The following is a 16,764-nucleotide window of genomic DNA, read 5'->3' as shown; positions in this document are numbered from 1 at the left end:
TTATGAAAAATTATAATGATCGATTACAAAAGACATTTTTTCGATTCTTTATACATTATGAAAAACTAACTGCAAGTCTTGCTTTTGCCACTTTTTCGTATGGAATCTCAATCGTTTTCTTTCTTGTTTTAATTTTCACTTCAACTGTTACTGTTTTACCATCAAAAGCTGTTAAGACTCCTTCGAATGTTTTTTCCTTTTCAATCGGTTCATATGTTTTAATATAGACATTTTTTCCAATCGCTTTTTCAAAGTCTTTGTCTTTTTTTAATGGTCGCTCTGCTCCAGGTGAAGAAACCTCAAGAAAATAGTTTTCTGAAATCGGATCGACTTCATCTAACTTCTCACTAAGTTTTTCACTAACGACTGCACATTCATCAATATCTACACCTGTATCTTTGTCAATATATACCCGTAAAAACCAGTTTGGTCCCTCTTTTACATATTCGACATCTACTAATTCTAAGTGTAGTTCATCTAAAATAGGATGTACCATTTCTTCGACTATTTCTGTTACTTTGCTCAAAATTTTTCCCTCCTTAAGCAAGGAACCTTATTATGTTTTTAGAGTCAACTTAGCAGCCTGAAATATGTACTCTTTGTTGCTCATCCATCAAATCAGCGATACCCTTTCCTTTGATTTTAGGAAAAAAAACCCTAATACAAACAGGAAAGAGTGGGTTGCCCCACTCTCCATTCGCGAAAGTTATCCTTAGTATTTCCAAATAAACTATACCATAACCACTTCATTTATGCAAATGAAAGTCCGTAGTTTCAAGGTTTCTTCTCTTATTAAGAAAGAGTTTTAGAATAAAGAAAGCTGGTTTTGATCTGGCATATCAGCTAAGCACCCATGATTCTCTAGATATTGCATAATTGTTTTTGATACTTTTCCACGCTGCTGTAAATCCTCTTTCGATAAGAATTCACCATCTTTTCTTGCTTCTACAATATTAATGGCAGCATTTGTCCCAAGTCCAGGAATACTGTTAAACGGAGGGATAAGAGAGTTTCCTTCAATAATAAATTCAGTAGCACTTGATTTATATAAGTCCACTTTCTTAAATGTGTATCCTCTTTCTACCATTTCAAAAGCAAGCTCCATTACCGTTAATAAGTTTTTCTCTTTCGTTGATGCATCTAATCCTTTTGCCGTAATTTCATCAATTACTGCTTTAATACTATGGGATCCTTTTACCATTGCATCAATATCAAAATCATCGGCGCGAACGGTAAAATAAGCTGCATAATATAATAGGGCATGATGCACTTTAAAATAGGCAATTCTTACTGCCATTAAGACATATGCAGCAGCATGGGCTTTAGGAAACATGTATTTTATTTTTTTACAAGAATCAATATACCATTCTGGTACTTCATTCTTTCTCATTTCCTCTTCCATTTCATCTGTCAGGCCTTTTCCTTTACGCACGCTTTCCATAATCTTGAAAGCAAAACTTGGATCAAGACCTTGATATATCAAATAAACCATAATATCATCACGACATCCGATTACTTCACTTAAGTTACAAATATTATTATGAATAAGTTCTTGTGCATTTCCTAACCATACATCTGTACCATGGGACAAGCCAGAAATCTGTACTAATTCAGAAAAAGTTGTCGGCTTTGTATCTTCTAACATTTGTCGAACAAATTTTGTTCCAAATTCAGGGATACCAAATGTTCCCGTTTTGCAATAAATTTGTTCTGGTGTTACTCCAAGGGACTCGGTACCACTGAATATTTTCATTACTTCAGGATCATCTGTTGGAATGGTCTTTGGATCAATTCCACTTAAATCTTGAAGCATTCTAATAACAGTTGGATCATCGTGCCCTAGAATATCAAGCTTTAGAACATTATCATGGATGGAATGGAAATCAAAATGGGTTGTTTTCCATTCAGAATTCCGATCATCTGCCGGAAATTGAATTGGCGTAAAATCGTACACATCCATATAGTCGGGGATTACAATGATTCCCCCTGGATGCTGACCGGTTGTACGTTTAACCCCAGTACATCCAGATGCTAATCGATCAATTTCTGCACCGCGAATTTGTAAATTATTATCATTTTGATATGCCTTTACATAGCCATATGCTGTTTTATCCGCAACTGTACCAATTGTACCTGCGCGATACACATACTCCTCACCGAAGAGCACTTTTGTATAGTTATGTGCTTTTGGCTGATATTCACCAGAAAAGTTCAAATCAATATCGGGAACCTTATCTCCTTTAAATCCTAGGAAAGTTTCAAATGGAATATCGTGACCATCTTTCTTCAAGCGAGCCCCACAGTTAGGACAATTTTTATCTGGCAAGTCAAAGCCAGATCCAACCGAACCATCGTTAAAAAACTCCGAGTATTTACATTCCGCACAAATATAATGTGGCGGCAATGGATTAACCTCGGTTATCTCTGTCATGGTAGCTACAAAGGAAGAACCAACGGATCCACGCGAACCTACTAAGTATCCGTCATCTAACGACTTTTTCACGAGCTTATGGGAAATCAAGTAAATTACGGCAAATCCATGACCAATAATACTTTTTAGTTCCTTTTCTAAGCGTGCTTCTACGATTTCTGGTAACTCATCACCATAAATACGTCTAGCCATGCCATAGCTCATTTCCCGCATCTCTTCTTCTGATCCTTCAATTTTCGGTGTATAAAGATCGTCTTTGATTGGTTTAATAACATCAATCATATCGGCAATTTTATTAGTATTTGTTACGACTATTTCTTTTGCCTTTTCTTTTCCAAGGAAACTGAAGCAGTCCAGCATTTCATTTGTTGTACGAAAATGGACATCTGGAAGCTTATGGCGATTAAGCGGATTCGCTCCACCTTGTGAACCAACTAGAATTTCTCGATAGATTTTATCGTTAGGATTTTGATAGTGCACATTCCCTGTAGCAACAACTGGTATATCTAACTTATCCCCAAGTTTTACGATATTCCCGATTATTTCTTCTAATGCTTTTTCATCTTGTACTAGCTCCATTTCAATTAAATGAGCGTACACCTCTTTTGGCATTACTTCTAAATAATCATAAAATGGCGCAATATCTTCTACTTCTTCTGGAGCCTTTTGCATCATTGCTTCAAAGACTTCCCCTTTATCACAAGCTGATCCTACTAATAAACCTTCTCGATATTTTTGCAAGACTGATCTCGGAATACGAGGAACACGATAGAAGTAATTAATATGTGCAATCGAAACGAGTTTAAAGAGATTTTTAAGACCTACCTCATTTTGTGCGAGCACTGTACAGTGATAAGGCCGTGCCCTTTGGTAAGCATTTCCTTGTCCCATATTATCATTTAATTGATTATGATTCGTGATGCCCTTTTCAGCAGCATCTTTTAACATTTTTAAAGCGAGATATCCAGTAGCTTCAGCATCATAAATGGCGCGGTGATGCTGAGTTAATTCGATATCGAATTTCTTCGCGAGTGTATTTAAACGATGATTTTTCATTTCTGGGTATAAAAATCTCCCCAGTTCCAATGTATCAATGACCGCATTTGTCGATTTAGGCAGCCCTGCCTTCTGATAGCCGACATTCAAAAAGCCAACATCAAAGGAGGCATTATGAGCAACTAAGATACTATCGCCTGTCCAATCTGCAAACTTGCGTAAGACGATATCAATTTCTGGTGCACTTTCTACCATATCATCAGTAATACCGGTTAAATTAATGGTTGTCGCAGAAAGACGATGATGCGGATTGGCAAAAGATTCAAACCGATCGATAATTTCTCCATTATGAATTTTAACTGCAGCCAGTTCAATAATCGTGTTATATACAGCCGAAAGTCCAGTTGTCTCCACGTCGAATACTACATAGGTCGCATCCTCTAACTCGATATCCTTTGGATTATAAGCTATTGGTACACCGTCATCTACCAGATTCATTTCGACGCCATAAAGAATTTTAACGTCATTTTTCTTTCCAGCACCAAAAGCTTCCGGGAATGATTGCGCAACAGCATGATCCGTGATAGCAATTGCTTTATGTCCCCATTTTTTCGCTTGGCCGACAAGAGTTGCGACAGATGAAACAGCATCCATTTGACTCATTGGTGTATGAAGATGCAGCTCAACTCGTTTTTCATCCTCTTTAGCGGTATCCTTCCGCTCAACAGGCTTAATTTCATTTAAATCATTTCCTATCATCACTAAATCGCGAACGAATGTATCATTTTGAATGCTTCCCCGTGCTCTAAGCCACATTCCTTTTTTGACCAATTGGAAAAGAGCTGCATCTTCTTTATCACGAGAGAACATTTTGACAAGGATAGAGCTTGTATAATCTGTTATTTTAAAGGTTAATAGCGTTCGCCCACTGCGCAGCTCTTTTGTTTCTGCAAAGAAGACATATCCTTGAACTGTAACACGTCTTTCTTCATCGACGATCTCTTCCATACGACGATAATCGCTATCATCTTTGATCGTTAAGCCGATTGTTAATGGACCACTTGGAATTGGCGAATCACCAGCTTCTTTTTCAGCTTCCATCTTCTGGATATCTAATAAAGCTTGTTTTCCTCTTTCTTCATCCTCTTTTTGCTTCGCAAGCAAGAATTGTTCATACTCTGAATTTGATTTTTCTGCAACTATTTCTGTGTCTAAACTCATTGCAGGGAAACCAAAATATTGATAGGCGTCTGTTATTAAATTAGCGTATTTACGCTTAATCGCTAAGCCTTCCATTTCATTTCTAACTTGAATTGTCAGCTTATTTCCATTTAATTGCGGCACTTGTTCATTTAATAGTTTTAATAGCGGTGGAGAAATTCCTTGCATCTCCTCTATACATGCAGACCAATAGTCTCGAATTAATACATCTGTAACGATTCCATTTCTTACTCGAATATCATACGTAATAGTAGCAATATGAGAAAAACTACTTTTTAACTTGGCAGTAAATAATTGATAGATTTGAAATGGAATGATATCATCAAACAAAAAATGAAAATGCCACTTTTTGGACCGTTTTTCGACAACAATTTTTTCTATACTTGCGTTGCGAAAATGGGAAATATATGAATCCTCCGTTAATTGCAATTGTTGCAGCAAAATCTGGAAACGATCTACTTTCCCCTGTATATCACTCATTTATGTCGCTCCTTCCAATCTTGCTTATTTTCTATAAAAAATATTATATCACAGAAATAAACTGTTCTTTTCCTTAATGCAGTTTAGCATACAATCTAATCTACAAAAAGAAAAAGATTTAGCCAATTGCTAAACCTTTTTCTTTTATCCTGTTTGTGCTCACCCTTCTACTTGTGTTAAGCGAAGAATCGTAGCAGCAAGTTCACTTTCATGTACTTCTAGCATTTCTCCTGTACTTCTGACTTTTACTTCTACGATACCTTCAGCTGCTTTTTTACCAACTGTTATGCGAATTGGAAGTCCGATTAAATCAGAATCAGCAAATTTTACACCTGCGCGCTCAGCACGGTCATCTACTAATACATCAAAACGATTAGCCTTTAATGTTGCATATAATTTTTCGGATAACTCATTTTGTGTGTCATCTTTTGTATTTACAGTAATTAAATGAATATCAAATGGCGCTACAGCATTTGGCCATACAATCCCTCTGTCATCATTAAACTGCTCCACTATCGCTGCCATTGTTCTTGACACACCAATTCCATAGCAACCCATAATAAGTGCTTGGCTTCTGCCATTTTCATCTAAATAGGTCGCGCCCATTGCTTCACTATATCGAGTACCAAGCTTAAAGACATGGCCTACTTCAATTCCTTTAGCAAAAGTAATCGTACCTTTTCCATCTGGTGATAGGTCACCTTCTTGAATAAAACGGATATCTGCATATTGATCGACAGCAAAATCACGGTCTGGATTTACATTCACATAATGGTAATGCTCTTCATTTGCCCCACAAACACCATTTACAATTGCTTTCACAGCGTGATCGGCAATTACTTCTACCTCTTTCACGTTAATTGGACCTATTGAACCAACTTTGCTTCCTAATACTTGTTCCGTATCTGCCTGATCTGCTAATTCTACTACATTTGCTTCTAAAAGATTCTTCACCTTAATATCATTTACTTCGTGGTCACCGCGAACTAATACTAGAACAAACCTTTCATCAACTTTAAATAAAAGAGATTTAATGCATTTTTCTGCTGCTACATTTAAGAAAGAAGAAACTTCTTCAATAGTTTTTTGTTCTTTTGTTTCTACTTTTTCTAATTTTTTAGCAGGCTCGTCCGATTTATCATAGGAATTAATAACAGGTGCCATTTCAATATTTGCAGCATAATTAGATTCCGTTGAATACGCAATCGTATCTTCTCCAACATCAGATAACACCATGAATTCATGCGTATCCTTTCCGCCCATTGCTCCACTATCTGCAATAACTGCCCGATAATTTAAGCCGCAGCGCTCAAAAATATTGCAATATGCTTGGAAAATTGAGTCATAAACCTCCCCTAAGCTTTCATGCGTCGAATGGAAGCTGTAGGCATCTTTCATAATAAACTCTCTGCCGCGTAAAATTCCAAAACGGGGTCTTTTCTCATCTCTGAATTTCGTTTGGATTTGATAAAGCGTTAATGGTAAACGCTTATAGGATTTTACCTCATCACGAACTAGGCTAGTTATCACTTCTTCATGTGTGGCACCTAAAGCAAATTCTCTACTATTACGGTCTTTTAGGCGCATTAATTCAGGTCCGTAAGTAAACCATCTGCCGGATTCTTGCCATAATTCTGCTTGCTGCAATGCAGGCATTAATAACTCCACTCCACCAGCTGCATCCATTTCTTCACGAATAATTTGTTCAATTTTCTTTATTACTTTGTTTGCTAGTGGTAAATAAGAATAGATACCACTTGCGTTTTGTCTAATATAGCCTGCTCTTAATAAAAGCTGATGGCTTTTAATATCTGCATCTGCTGGTACTTCTCTTAATGTTGGAATTAACATTTTACTTTGCTTCATCTATCATTGCACCTCTATTATTTATGTTGTTATTAAGTTGTTACGGGATATATTACGTATTTAAGTCTAGTATCTTGTACTGCAGTCAACCGTCTCATAACTATTATCAAAAAAAGATTTTCCTGACAAAACAACATTCCCCTTACAATAAGGGGAATGAAAAGTATCCTACTGTATAAAAAATCGTTGGATATCATTCCAAGTGACGACAATCATCAATAACATGAGCAAGGCGAATCCAATAAAATGAACGATGCCCTCTTTTTGCCGGTCAATTGGTTTACCACGAACTGCTTCAATTGCAAAGAACAATAGTCGCCCACCGTCTAATGCAGGTAACGGAAGAAGATTCATAATACCTAAGTTAATACTTAAAACAGCCGCCCAATTCATTAAGGAATAGACACCTGATTGAGCAACCGTATCGGTTGATTGATAAATGGCTACAGGTCCACCTAAAGCATCAATCGAAAATTGGCCAGTTACTAGTTTACCAACTGCACCAAAAATTTCCTTTGTCCAATTATAGGTTTGTGTTGCACCAAATTGGATAGACTTTAATGGTGATTTCTCCATTGGGCTGTATACACCAACTAACCCAATTGTTTTTCCATCTACTTCCGATTCTTTAGGCGTTACCTCAATCGTCATTTCTTTTCCATTACGATCGATTAAAAATTCTAGGTTCTCTCCAGGACTTTTTTGAATAATGGTAACAACTTCTTCCCAAGAACCTACAGATTGTCCGTCAATACTAATGACATTATCACCTTCATGCAGTCCTGCACTAATTGCAACTCCATCATCTGTTAACTTACCAAGCTTTGCTTCATTTGAAGGAATTCCTTGTAATAAGGCAATCACAATAAAAATAAGAAAAGCTAACACAAAGTTCATGGCCGGACCTGCAAAAATAGCAAGTGTGCGCTGCCATAGTGACTTACTGGCAAATTGGCGATCATATGGTGCAATTTGTGTTTCGATTCCATTTTCAACAAAAACTGCATCCTTTTTCACAGGAAAAACGAGAAGATTATCTTCATTGTCTTCCTCAACATATCCTTTCACAAATAGCTTATGCTCTAAATCAGCATCCTCTACATTAATAACACGAGCATTCGGATACTTTTCTTTATTGTTTATAATAATTTTCGTTACTTCTTCTTTATCATTAAGGATTAAGCCGATGCGATGACCAGGTTTAATATCAACCATTTCAGGATCTTCTCCAGCCATCCGCACATAACCCCCAATTGGCAGAAGGCGAATCGTATAAACAGTTTCTCCCTTTTTTAAAGAAAGAACTTTAGGTCCCATTCCAATTGCGAATTCACGACATAAAATGCCTGCACGTTTAGCTAATACGAAATGCCCTAATTCGTGGAAAAAAACTAACGCACCAAAAATGATGATAAAAGCTATAACTGTATACAAAATTTTTAACCACCTTTTTATAGAAGTGTGCTTACTCTTTTTCTTGTTTCTAAGTCAATCTCTTGGATCACTTCAAGACTAGGGTTTAGTATATTCTGATGACTATTTAGTGCTTTTTCAATTAAATCTTCAATTTGCAGAAAGCTAATTTCTTGTTTTAAAAATTTTTGTACTGCCACTTCATTAGCTGCATTTAATACTGTTGGTAAAGTTCCACCTGCTTTTCCAGCCTCAAAGGCTAAATGAAGACATCTAAATCTCTCTATGTCCATATGCTGAAAATGCAACTTTCCCATCGCAGCTAAATCTAATCTTTTCCCATTCGCAGCTGGAAGACGCTCTGGAAACGAAAGAGCATATTGAATGGGTATTCGCATATCTGGAGTACCTAATTGAGCGATTACACTACTATCATGGAATTCTACCATTGAATGAATGATACTTTCTTTATGTAGTAATACATCTATTTTCTCATATGGAAGTCCAAATAACCAGTGTGCCTCAATTACTTCTAACCCCTTATTCATCATTGTCGCCGAATCAATCGTAATTTTTGCACCCATTGACCAATTTGGATGATTTAAAGCATCATCCACTGTCACCTGCTCTAACTCTTTTCTACTAAGGTCGCGGAAGCTTCCTCCAGAGGCAGTAATAATGAGGCGCTCAATATTTTTCGGGTTTTCCCCTTGTAAACATTGAAAAATAGCAGAATGCTCACTATCAACTGGTAATACAGGAACATTATATTTTGCCGCTGCATCCATCACAATATGTCCAGCAGTAACCAATGTCTCCTTATTCGCAATCGCTATAACTTTTCCCGCTTCAATTGCTTGTAATGTTGGATGTAATCCAACACTACCGATTACTGCATTTACCAGTATATCTGCTTTATCAAAAACAGCTACTTCTATCAATCCATCCATTCCATAGCTAAAATGGATTTCTGGGAAGATTTGTTTTAATTGCTCATAATCTTTTTTTTCTGCAACAGATACAAGCAGCGGACGAAATTCTTGAATGATCTTTTTTGTTAATTCTATATTTTTTCCTGATGAAAAGGCAACTAATTCAAACCTATCTGAATGACTTTTAATAACATCCAAGGTTTGCATTCCAATCGATCCTGTCGCCCCTAGCAAACTAATATACTTCACTACCTCACTCCTACACCCAATTTTTCTACTATTTATTCTAAATTAAATGAAGAAAACGTTCAAAGATAAAATAAAGCAGTGGCCAGACAAAAATAAGACTGTCAAACCGATCAAGAATTCCGCCATGCCCTGGTAATAACTTTCCTGAGTCCTTCACATCATAGTGACGTTTTAACGCAGATTCTGTTAAATCACCAATTTGTCCAAAAATAGATAAGATGATGGTAGTAAAAGCAAAACCTATAGACCATTCTATGTATCCAAACACACTAAATAGAACTCCTACTACTAAAGCACTGACTATCCCGCCAATAAATCCTTCAACTGTTTTATTTGGACTTATTTCTGGCCATAATTTTCGTTTTCCAATTGCTCTTCCGATGAAGTATGCACCAGAATCAGTTGCCCAAATGATAAATAGCGAATAAATAAGAAAAGCTAAATCGGTTTCTCTAATTTCAATAAAGAAATGGAATCCTGTTCCAATGTAGATGACAGCTAATATAGTAAAAGCAACATCATCAAATGTAAATTTATTTTTAGAAAAAACCATATACGTTAAATAAAATAAAACAGCAATTAAGCCCAATTCTATTTTATTCATATTCCATGAACTTATATAATGATTCGGCAGGACAATCATCCATACGGTAACTAATGAAATAAACCCTGGAATAGAAAAGAACGAAATTTTTCTCATTCTAAACATTTCAAATACACCAATTCCAACTAATAGAAAAGTAAAAAGAACTAATGGTAGTTTTCCAATTAATACAAATGGTAAAAAAACGGCTATTGCAATAATTGCTGTAATGATTCTTTGCTTCATCTCTAAACCAACTCTCTTCAGACTCCGCCAAAACGGCGTTGTCTGTTTTGAAATTCTTCTATTGCTTCGAATAAATGTAGTTCATTAAAATCTGGCCATAGTACATTTGTAAAGTACAGTTCAGAATAAGCTATTTGCCAAAGCATAAAGTTGCTTATTCTTACTTCCCCACTTGTACGAATTAATAAATCTGGCTCGATTATATCTTCTGTCATCAAATAAGAGGAAAATACTTCTTCTGTTAAGTTATCTATTTCTATTTTTCCCGTTTGACTGTCTTTTACAACATTTTTAACAGCATCTATGATTTCGGCCCGAGAACCATAATTTAAGGCAAAGTTTAAATGAAGACCTGTATTATGCTTTGTTTGTTCTACTGCTCGATTTAGGGCATTCAAAGTAGATTCTGGTAATCCTTCTGTATAGCCAATGGCTGTTACGCGAACATTTTTTTCAATTAATTCAGGCAAAAATGTACTAAGAAATTGTTCTGGAAGGGACAGAATGTAATCAACTTCCGATTTTGGCCTTTTCCAATTTTCTGTGGAAAACGCATATAAAGTTAACACTTTGATTCCAAGATCATTTGCAATAGCTGTAATTCGCTTTACACATTTCATTCCTTCATGATGGCCTGCAATTCTAGGCAACGTTCTCTTTTTCGCCCATCTTCCATTTCCATCCATGATAATTGCAACATGCTCTGGAATTTGTCGCATTTTAAGTGCTGATATTCGGTCTTGGAAAGTAGAAGAAACAGGTTTCTTCTTCCATAACCTTATTTTGTTAAACATAAAATAGCTCCTCCAAAATAGATCCCTTTTGTAACTCTCTATTCACAGTGATTATGTATATGGTAAATACTATTATCTATATCTGTTTATATTATCTACTAATTAGGATAATCATCATGATAACGATATTGCATAAACTACTAATGGTAAGGATCCACTTTTCTATTAAATTCTTTTCCATGAACCTATCCAACAAAAAGATAATCAAATAAGTTCCCTTTCTATATTATAGGAAAATAGTCAACCTAAGCAACTATCAATTAAAAAACTCATTGGTTTTCACTATTTTATGTGCAAAGAAATAATATTTCGAGCAATATTTCAATCCTTATTTTTGCTAACATGAAGAAAAAAACCCCCTATAAAGTAGAGGGTTTAACTCAAGAATAGTAAACATCCTATTCAATTGAAATGTAGAAATATCCACTAAAATACGTTTAGATTATACTTCTAAAATTTCTTTTTCTTTTTCTTTTGTTAAAGCATCGACTTTATTGATGTACTCATCTGTTAATTTTTGAATGTCATCATTGTAGCCGCGAAGATCATCTTCTGTGATTTCTCCATTTTTCTCTAACTTTTTCAAATCATCATTGCCGTCACGGCGAATATTTCGAATAGCAATTTTTGCTTCTTCTGATTCTTTTTTCACATTCTTCACTAATTCCTTACGACGCTCTTCTGTTAACATTGGAATAGAAAGACGGATAACACTACCATCATTAGAAGGATTTAAACCTATATCAGATTTAAGAATAGCTTTTTCAATATCTCCAAGAACGGTTTTATCGTACGGCTGAATAACAAGTAATCTAGCCTCTGGTACACTGATACCTGCAAGTTGGTTAACCGGTGTTGGAGCACCATAATAATCAACTGTAATACGGTCTAATAAGGAAGCATTTGCTCTTCCAGCACGAATACTTGCAAGCTCGCGCGAGTAGCTTTGAATTGCTTTATCCATTCTGTCCTTTGTATTAGCGATAACTTGTTTAGGCATTATTTTTCCCCCTCACTATTGTTCCAATTGTTTCTCCCATTACAGCTCTCTTAATATTGCCATTTTCCGTAATAGAGAATACAATTAACGGAATATCATTGTCCATACATAATGATGAAGCGGTTGAATCCATTACAGCAAGACCATCTTTAATCACATCAAAATAAGTAAGTTCCTCGTATTTCGTAGCAGTTTTATCCACTTTCGGATCTGCAGAATATACGCCATCCACATTATTCTTCGCCATTAGTATAACGTCTGCTTCTATTTCAGCAGCTCGTAAGGCAGCTGTTGTATCTGTTGAGAAATAAGGGTTTCCTGTTCCCGCTGCAAAAATCACAACACGTTTTTTCTCAAGATGTCGAATTGCACGTCTTCTAATATATGGCTCAGCTACCTGTCTCATTTCGATAGAAGATTGAACACGTGTTTCAATGCCCATTTGCTCTAAACTATCTTGAAGGGCTAATGAATTCATTACTGTAGCGAGCATTCCCATGTAATCAGCGTTTGCACGGTCCATTCCCATTTCTTCCCCAATTTTACCACGCCAAATATTTCCACCGCCGACTACTACAGCTGCTTCCACACCAAGATCAGCAACTTCCTTTACTTGCTGTGCTACGTTTTTAATGATACTTGGATTTATACCAAATCCAGCCTCACCAGCTAATGCTTCGCCACTTAATTTCAGAACAACACGTTTATATTTTGGATTACTACTCATGGAAACCTCCGCTTTATTTGTAATATCTTGAAAAATAGGGAACACCATGGTGCCCCCTATGAAAACATTAATCGCTCATTTATTATTTCTTGTTTACTTGGTTCATAACTTCTTCAGCAAAGTTATCTTCACGTTTTTCGATTCCTTCTCCTACTTCGTAACGAACGAATTCACGTAAAGTTGCACCCTTAGATTCTACGAATTGGCGAACCTTTTGATCTGGGTTTTTAACAAATGATTGATCAAGTGCACATACATCTTCAAAATATTTACCTAAGCGGCCTTCAACCATTTTTTCAACAATGTTAGCTGGTTTTCCTTCGTTAAGTGCTTGTTGTGTTAATACTTCTCTCTCATGTGCCACTTCTTCTTGAGAAACTTGGTCACGAGAAATATATTTAGGGTTTAATGCAGCAATGTGCATTGCAACATCTTTAGCAGCTGATTCATCAGTAGTTCCTTCTAATACAGTTAGAACACCAATGCGTCCACCCATATGAAGGTATGCACCGAAAGCATCATTATCCGTTTTTGTTTTGATTTCAAAACGACGTAAAGATAATTTTTCGCCAATTTTAGCGATTGCAGCATTGATGTGTGCTTCAACAGTAGTTCCTTCTGTAATATTAGAAGTATGTGCTTCTTCAACACTTGCAGGCTTAGTAGCTAAGAGATGGGAAGCAAGTTCTTTAACCAAAGTTTGGAAACCTTCGTTTTTCGCAACGAAATCTGTTTCAGAGTTAACTTCAAGAATTACTGCTTCATTACCTTCTACCGCGATGAAAGTTGAACCTTCAGCTGCTACACGATCTGCTTTCTTTGCAGCACTTGAAATCCCTTTTTCACGTAAGAAGTCAATCGCTTTATCTAAATCACCATTTGTTTCAGTAAGTGCTTTTTTACAATCCATCATTCCAGCACCAGTTTTTTCACGTAGTTCTTTTACCATTTGAGCTGTAACAGCCATAGTAATTTGCCTCCTTAAGGTTTATGTATTATTTTTTTATCCAATTTATCTCCCTTTTAAGCAGGACGCTTGAAAAAAAGGTGATAAGAGGGATGCTCTTTATCACCTTTTCCACAAGTCCCTAACAATTACTTATTATCCATTTTAGTTTATCAATTGATCCAAAACTATTTTGTATAACAAGTCATTCGGTTCTAATTAAGCAGTTGTTACTTCTTCGCCTTGTTTAGCTTCAAGAATAGCATCTGCCATTTTCGCAGTTAATAATTTAACAGCACGGATTGCATCATCATTCGCAGGAATAACAACGTCAATTTCGTCTGGATCACAGTTAGTATCAACAATACCAACGATTGGAATATTTAATTTATGAGCTTCTGCTACTGCAATACGTTCTTTACGTGGATCTACGATGAATAGGCAGTCAGGAATTTTTTTCATATCTTTAATTCCGCCTAGGAATTTTTCTAAACGCTCAAGCTCTTTGTTTAATTGAACTACTTCTTTTTTAGGAAGTACGTCGAATGTACCGTCTTCAGCCATTCTTTCAATATCTTTCAAACGAGCAATACGTTTTTGAATTGTTTCAAAGTTAGTTAAAGTTCCACCTAACCAGCGTTGGTTAACATAATATTGACCAGAACGGATAGCTTCCTCTTTAACTGAATCTTGTGCTTGCTTTTTAGTACCAACGAAAAGAACTGTACCGCCGTTTCCAGCTAATTCTTTCACATAGTTATAAGCTTCTTCAACCTTTTTAACTGTTTTTTGAAGGTCGATGATGTAGATGCCGTTACGCTCTGTGAAAATATATTTTTTCATTTTTGGGTTCCAACGGCGAGTTTGGTGACCGAAATGTACACCAGCTTCAAGTAATTGTTTCATTGAAATAACTGACATGTTTTTTTCCTCCTAATGGTTTTGATTTCCTCCGCTTTTATCATTTTTAATCAAAACTGTAAAGTTTACAGCACCAATGATTAAATCCAAAAGCGTGTGTATTAACACCATTTGTTAATATAGCATATGTACTGTGCACAATCAAGTACATTTACGAATTTTGTCTAAATTTAAGCAATAGTTCCATCTCTGTCTTGCCTTTATTTAATGCTTTTGCTATATCCTCGATGCTTTTCCCTTCCGCCTGCATCTCTTTTGCTACTTCTACTATTGACTTTTCTTTCTGCTTTTTTTCTGGTGGCAAGATTAAATTTAATAGTTCGTTGACATCTTCCTTCTCCAACCGATCCTCTGTTAAACTATTTTCTTGTATAGAATCCGTCACATTTTTATAAGCATTCAGCATCGCTTTATTGCCTTTTATCTCTCTCGGCTTATATTCCAAACTTTCAGCTTTACCCTTATTGTCTTCTACTTTCTTACCTAGTAGATCCTCATTAGGATCAAAGCTAGTAAGTCTATTTAAAAACTGTTCATTTTCTACTTTTATTTCTGTAATAAAAGTAGAAATCACTTCTTCCATTTCTTCTAAATTCTTTCTCTGATCCTTTTCAAGATTTACAAAGCGATTTTGTCTGACATACAAAATAACGATGCAAAGTATAGCAATTAAATTTAAAGTAATACTTAAAAAAAGTAAAAAATTAACCATTTCATCCCTCTATCCACTAAAGTCGATACTTTTTCCTTTATAAGGATGTATCGTTTGTATTCTCTCTAAATCGTCTAATTCCTTTTCATCTTTCCTCATCTCTGTTTCGAAAAACTGCTTATCCCTTTTTTTCTTGGAAGTAACTTTACCGTTCCCTTCCCCCTTAATAACCGTTGTTCGCTTTCTTTCTTCCTCCTTACCGGTTTCTTGAGCAGCGAAGGTGTACATTTGCTGATGTTTTTGATCCTGTTGTTCTTGAAGCTTCCCTGCATCATAAGTTCGTGGTAATGCAACTTGCATTTCTAATGCTTTTAAACTCATGTGCACTCATCCTTTTTCGTTATATTACTTTTTCTAATGAATGTCTTAATTTAAATATAGCTTTGGAGTGAATTTGAGATATGCGAGAAGTAGATAAATTCATTACTTGTCCAATTTCCGTTAATGTTAATTCTTCCTTATAAAACAAACTAATTACAAGCTGCTCCTTTTCATTAAGCTCTTTAATTTTTGCGGCCATCTCTTGGACTAGTTCATCCTTTACGACTTTTTCCTCTGGAATAACCGTTTTATCATCACGAATCGAGAAACTCTGTGCTTCTTTCTCTTCTCCTTCATTCATCTGCTCATCAATAGATAATATATTTGCAAAAAAATGTTCATTCATTGTTGCATATACTTCGTCAACACTAGTCTCTAACTCATCAGCAATTTCTTGAACAGTAATATTTCTCATTAATTTCTGTTCGAGTTTTTCAATAGCCGCCTCAATTTTTTTTGACTTTTCTCTCGTGCCTCTAGATAACCAGTCTTCTTTACGAAGTCCATCAATAATACTGCCTCTAATTCGAAAGGAGGCATATGTATCAAACTTTAAGTCCCTATTTGGATCAAAGCGTTGTAAGGCATCATATAGTCCCATCATTCCAAGACTTGTTAGTTCATCTCGTGAAACACTTTTTGGTAACCCTATCGAAATTCTTTGAACATGAAAACTCACTAAAGGCATATATTTTTTAATTAATTGATTACCTGCTTCCTGATCTCTCGTACTAGTCCACATTTCCCACGCTTGCTTCTCTTCTGTTGTTGATTCCTTTGCCATTAAATTATTTCCCTCCTCTATAAACAATGAACCCCATACACGCATATAACTAGTTCTATCTATAATAAGTAACAACTTGAAAAGGATATAAGTATATTTCTTCCCTATCTATATCCCCTAAATCCAGCAAAAAAATCAATAT

General features: G+C 35.7%; 14 protein-coding genes. All 14 read right to left on the bottom strand.

The window, feature by feature from the left end; genetic code table 11:
• Positions 1–55: 55 nt before the first annotated feature.
• A complete protein-coding gene (gene rimP / locus NST77_RS05910) occupies positions 56–529 on the bottom strand; it encodes a ribosome maturation factor RimP (protein WP_171510308.1) in 474 nt (157 codons plus the stop codon).
• Between the two features lie 276 nt (positions 530–805).
• Positions 806–5,128: a PolC-type DNA polymerase III gene (locus NST77_RS05905; RefSeq protein WP_123259587.1), complete on the bottom strand. Its 4,323-nt coding sequence runs from the start codon at positions 5,126–5,128 to the stop codon at positions 806–808.
• A gap of 159 nt (positions 5,129–5,287) precedes the next feature.
• The gene (locus tag NST77_RS05900; protein WP_123257466.1) at positions 5,288–6,994 is read right to left on the bottom strand and encodes a proline--tRNA ligase; all 1,707 of its coding nucleotides are present in this window, start codon (positions 6,992–6,994) and stop codon (positions 5,288–5,290) included.
• Positions 6,995–7,162: 168 nt separating this feature from the next.
• A complete protein-coding gene (gene rseP / locus NST77_RS05895; RefSeq protein WP_163185014.1) occupies positions 7,163–8,428 on the bottom strand; it encodes an RIP metalloprotease RseP in 1,266 nt (421 codons plus the stop codon).
• A gap of 17 nt (positions 8,429–8,445) precedes the next feature.
• Positions 8,446–9,588 (bottom strand): 1-deoxy-D-xylulose-5-phosphate reductoisomerase, encoded by a 1,143-nt coding sequence (dxr, locus tag NST77_RS05890; RefSeq protein WP_341122791.1) that lies wholly within the window; start codon positions 9,586–9,588, stop codon positions 8,446–8,448.
• Positions 9,589–9,625: 37 nt separating this feature from the next.
• The gene (locus NST77_RS05885) at positions 9,626–10,417 is read right to left on the bottom strand and encodes a phosphatidate cytidylyltransferase (protein WP_095329212.1); all 792 of its coding nucleotides are present in this window, start codon (positions 10,415–10,417) and stop codon (positions 9,626–9,628) included.
• 17 nt (positions 10,418–10,434) lie between these two features.
• The gene (locus NST77_RS05880; RefSeq protein WP_095329211.1) at positions 10,435–11,211 is read right to left on the bottom strand and encodes an isoprenyl transferase; all 777 of its coding nucleotides are present in this window, start codon (positions 11,209–11,211) and stop codon (positions 10,435–10,437) included.
• 442 nt (positions 11,212–11,653) lie between these two features.
• The gene (gene frr / locus NST77_RS05875) at positions 11,654–12,211 is read right to left on the bottom strand and encodes a ribosome recycling factor (RefSeq protein ID WP_047940028.1); all 558 of its coding nucleotides are present in this window, start codon (positions 12,209–12,211) and stop codon (positions 11,654–11,656) included.
• The gene (gene pyrH, locus NST77_RS05870; protein ID WP_095329316.1) at positions 12,204–12,938 is read right to left on the bottom strand and encodes a UMP kinase; all 735 of its coding nucleotides are present in this window, start codon (positions 12,936–12,938) and stop codon (positions 12,204–12,206) included. The genes frr and pyrH overlap by 8 nt, the downstream gene beginning before the upstream one ends.
• A gap of 82 nt (positions 12,939–13,020) precedes the next feature.
• Positions 13,021–13,905, bottom strand: coding sequence for a translation elongation factor Ts (gene tsf / locus NST77_RS05865; protein WP_095329210.1), 885 nt, complete (start codon positions 13,903–13,905; stop codon positions 13,021–13,023).
• 198 nt (positions 13,906–14,103) lie between these two features.
• The gene (gene rpsB / locus NST77_RS05860; protein ID WP_016201151.1) at positions 14,104–14,805 is read right to left on the bottom strand and encodes a 30S ribosomal protein S2; all 702 of its coding nucleotides are present in this window, start codon (positions 14,803–14,805) and stop codon (positions 14,104–14,106) included.
• 151 nt (positions 14,806–14,956) lie between these two features.
• Complete coding sequence (locus NST77_RS05855; RefSeq protein WP_095329209.1) at positions 14,957–15,517, bottom strand: hypothetical protein; 561 nt, start codon at positions 15,515–15,517, stop codon at positions 14,957–14,959.
• Between the two features lie 9 nt (positions 15,518–15,526).
• Positions 15,527–15,838, bottom strand: a complete 312-nt coding sequence (locus NST77_RS05850) for a hypothetical protein (RefSeq protein WP_095329208.1) — start codon at positions 15,836–15,838, stop codon at positions 15,527–15,529.
• A 19-nt stretch (positions 15,839–15,857) separates the two neighbouring features.
• On the bottom strand, positions 15,858–16,622 hold the full coding sequence (locus NST77_RS05845) for a FliA/WhiG family RNA polymerase sigma factor (RefSeq protein WP_095329207.1): 765 nt from the start codon (positions 16,620–16,622) through the stop codon (positions 15,858–15,860).
• Positions 16,623–16,764 lie beyond the last annotated feature (142 nt).

The sequence above is a fragment of the Niallia sp. FSL W8-0177 genome, from assembly GCF_038006285.1.
Classification (GTDB): Bacteria; Bacillota; Bacilli; order Bacillales; family Cytobacillaceae; genus Niallia; species Niallia circulans_A.
Note: the sequence above shows the minus strand (reverse complement) of the source record. Positions and strands in the feature narration are given on the sequence as shown.

Excerpts from the sequence above, each read along its gene's own strand:
- NST77_RS05905 (WP_123259587.1), bottom strand. The coding sequence starts at position 5,128 with ATGAGTGATATACAGGGGAAAGTAGATCGTTTCCAGATTTTGCTGCAA.
- NST77_RS05900 (WP_123257466.1), bottom strand. The coding sequence starts at position 6,994 with ATGAAGCAAAGTAAAATGTTAATTCCAACATTAAGAGAAGTACCAGCA.
- NST77_RS05885 (WP_095329212.1), bottom strand. The coding sequence starts at position 10,417 with ATGAAGCAAAGAATCATTACAGCAATTATTGCAATAGCCGTTTTTTTA.
- NST77_RS05880 (WP_095329211.1), bottom strand. The coding sequence starts at position 11,211 with ATGTTTAACAAAATAAGGTTATGGAAGAAGAAACCTGTTTCTTCTACT.
- frr (WP_047940028.1), bottom strand. The coding sequence starts at position 12,211 with ATGCCTAAACAAGTTATCGCTAATACAAAGGACAGAATGGATAAAGCA.
- pyrH (WP_095329316.1), bottom strand. The coding sequence starts at position 12,938 with ATGAGTAGTAATCCAAAATATAAACGTGTTGTTCTGAAATTAAGTGGC.
- tsf (WP_095329210.1), bottom strand. The coding sequence starts at position 13,905 with ATGGCTGTTACAGCTCAAATGGTAAAAGAACTACGTGAAAAAACTGGT.
- rpsB (WP_016201151.1), bottom strand. The coding sequence starts at position 14,805 with ATGTCAGTTATTTCAATGAAACAATTACTTGAAGCTGGTGTACATTTC.
- NST77_RS05855 (WP_095329209.1), bottom strand. The coding sequence starts at position 15,517 with ATGGTTAATTTTTTACTTTTTTTAAGTATTACTTTAAATTTAATTGCT.
- NST77_RS05850 (WP_095329208.1), bottom strand. The coding sequence starts at position 15,838 with ATGAGTTTAAAAGCATTAGAAATGCAAGTTGCATTACCACGAACTTAT.
- NST77_RS05845 (WP_095329207.1), bottom strand. The coding sequence starts at position 16,622 with ATGGCAAAGGAATCAACAACAGAAGAGAAGCAAGCGTGGGAAATGTGG.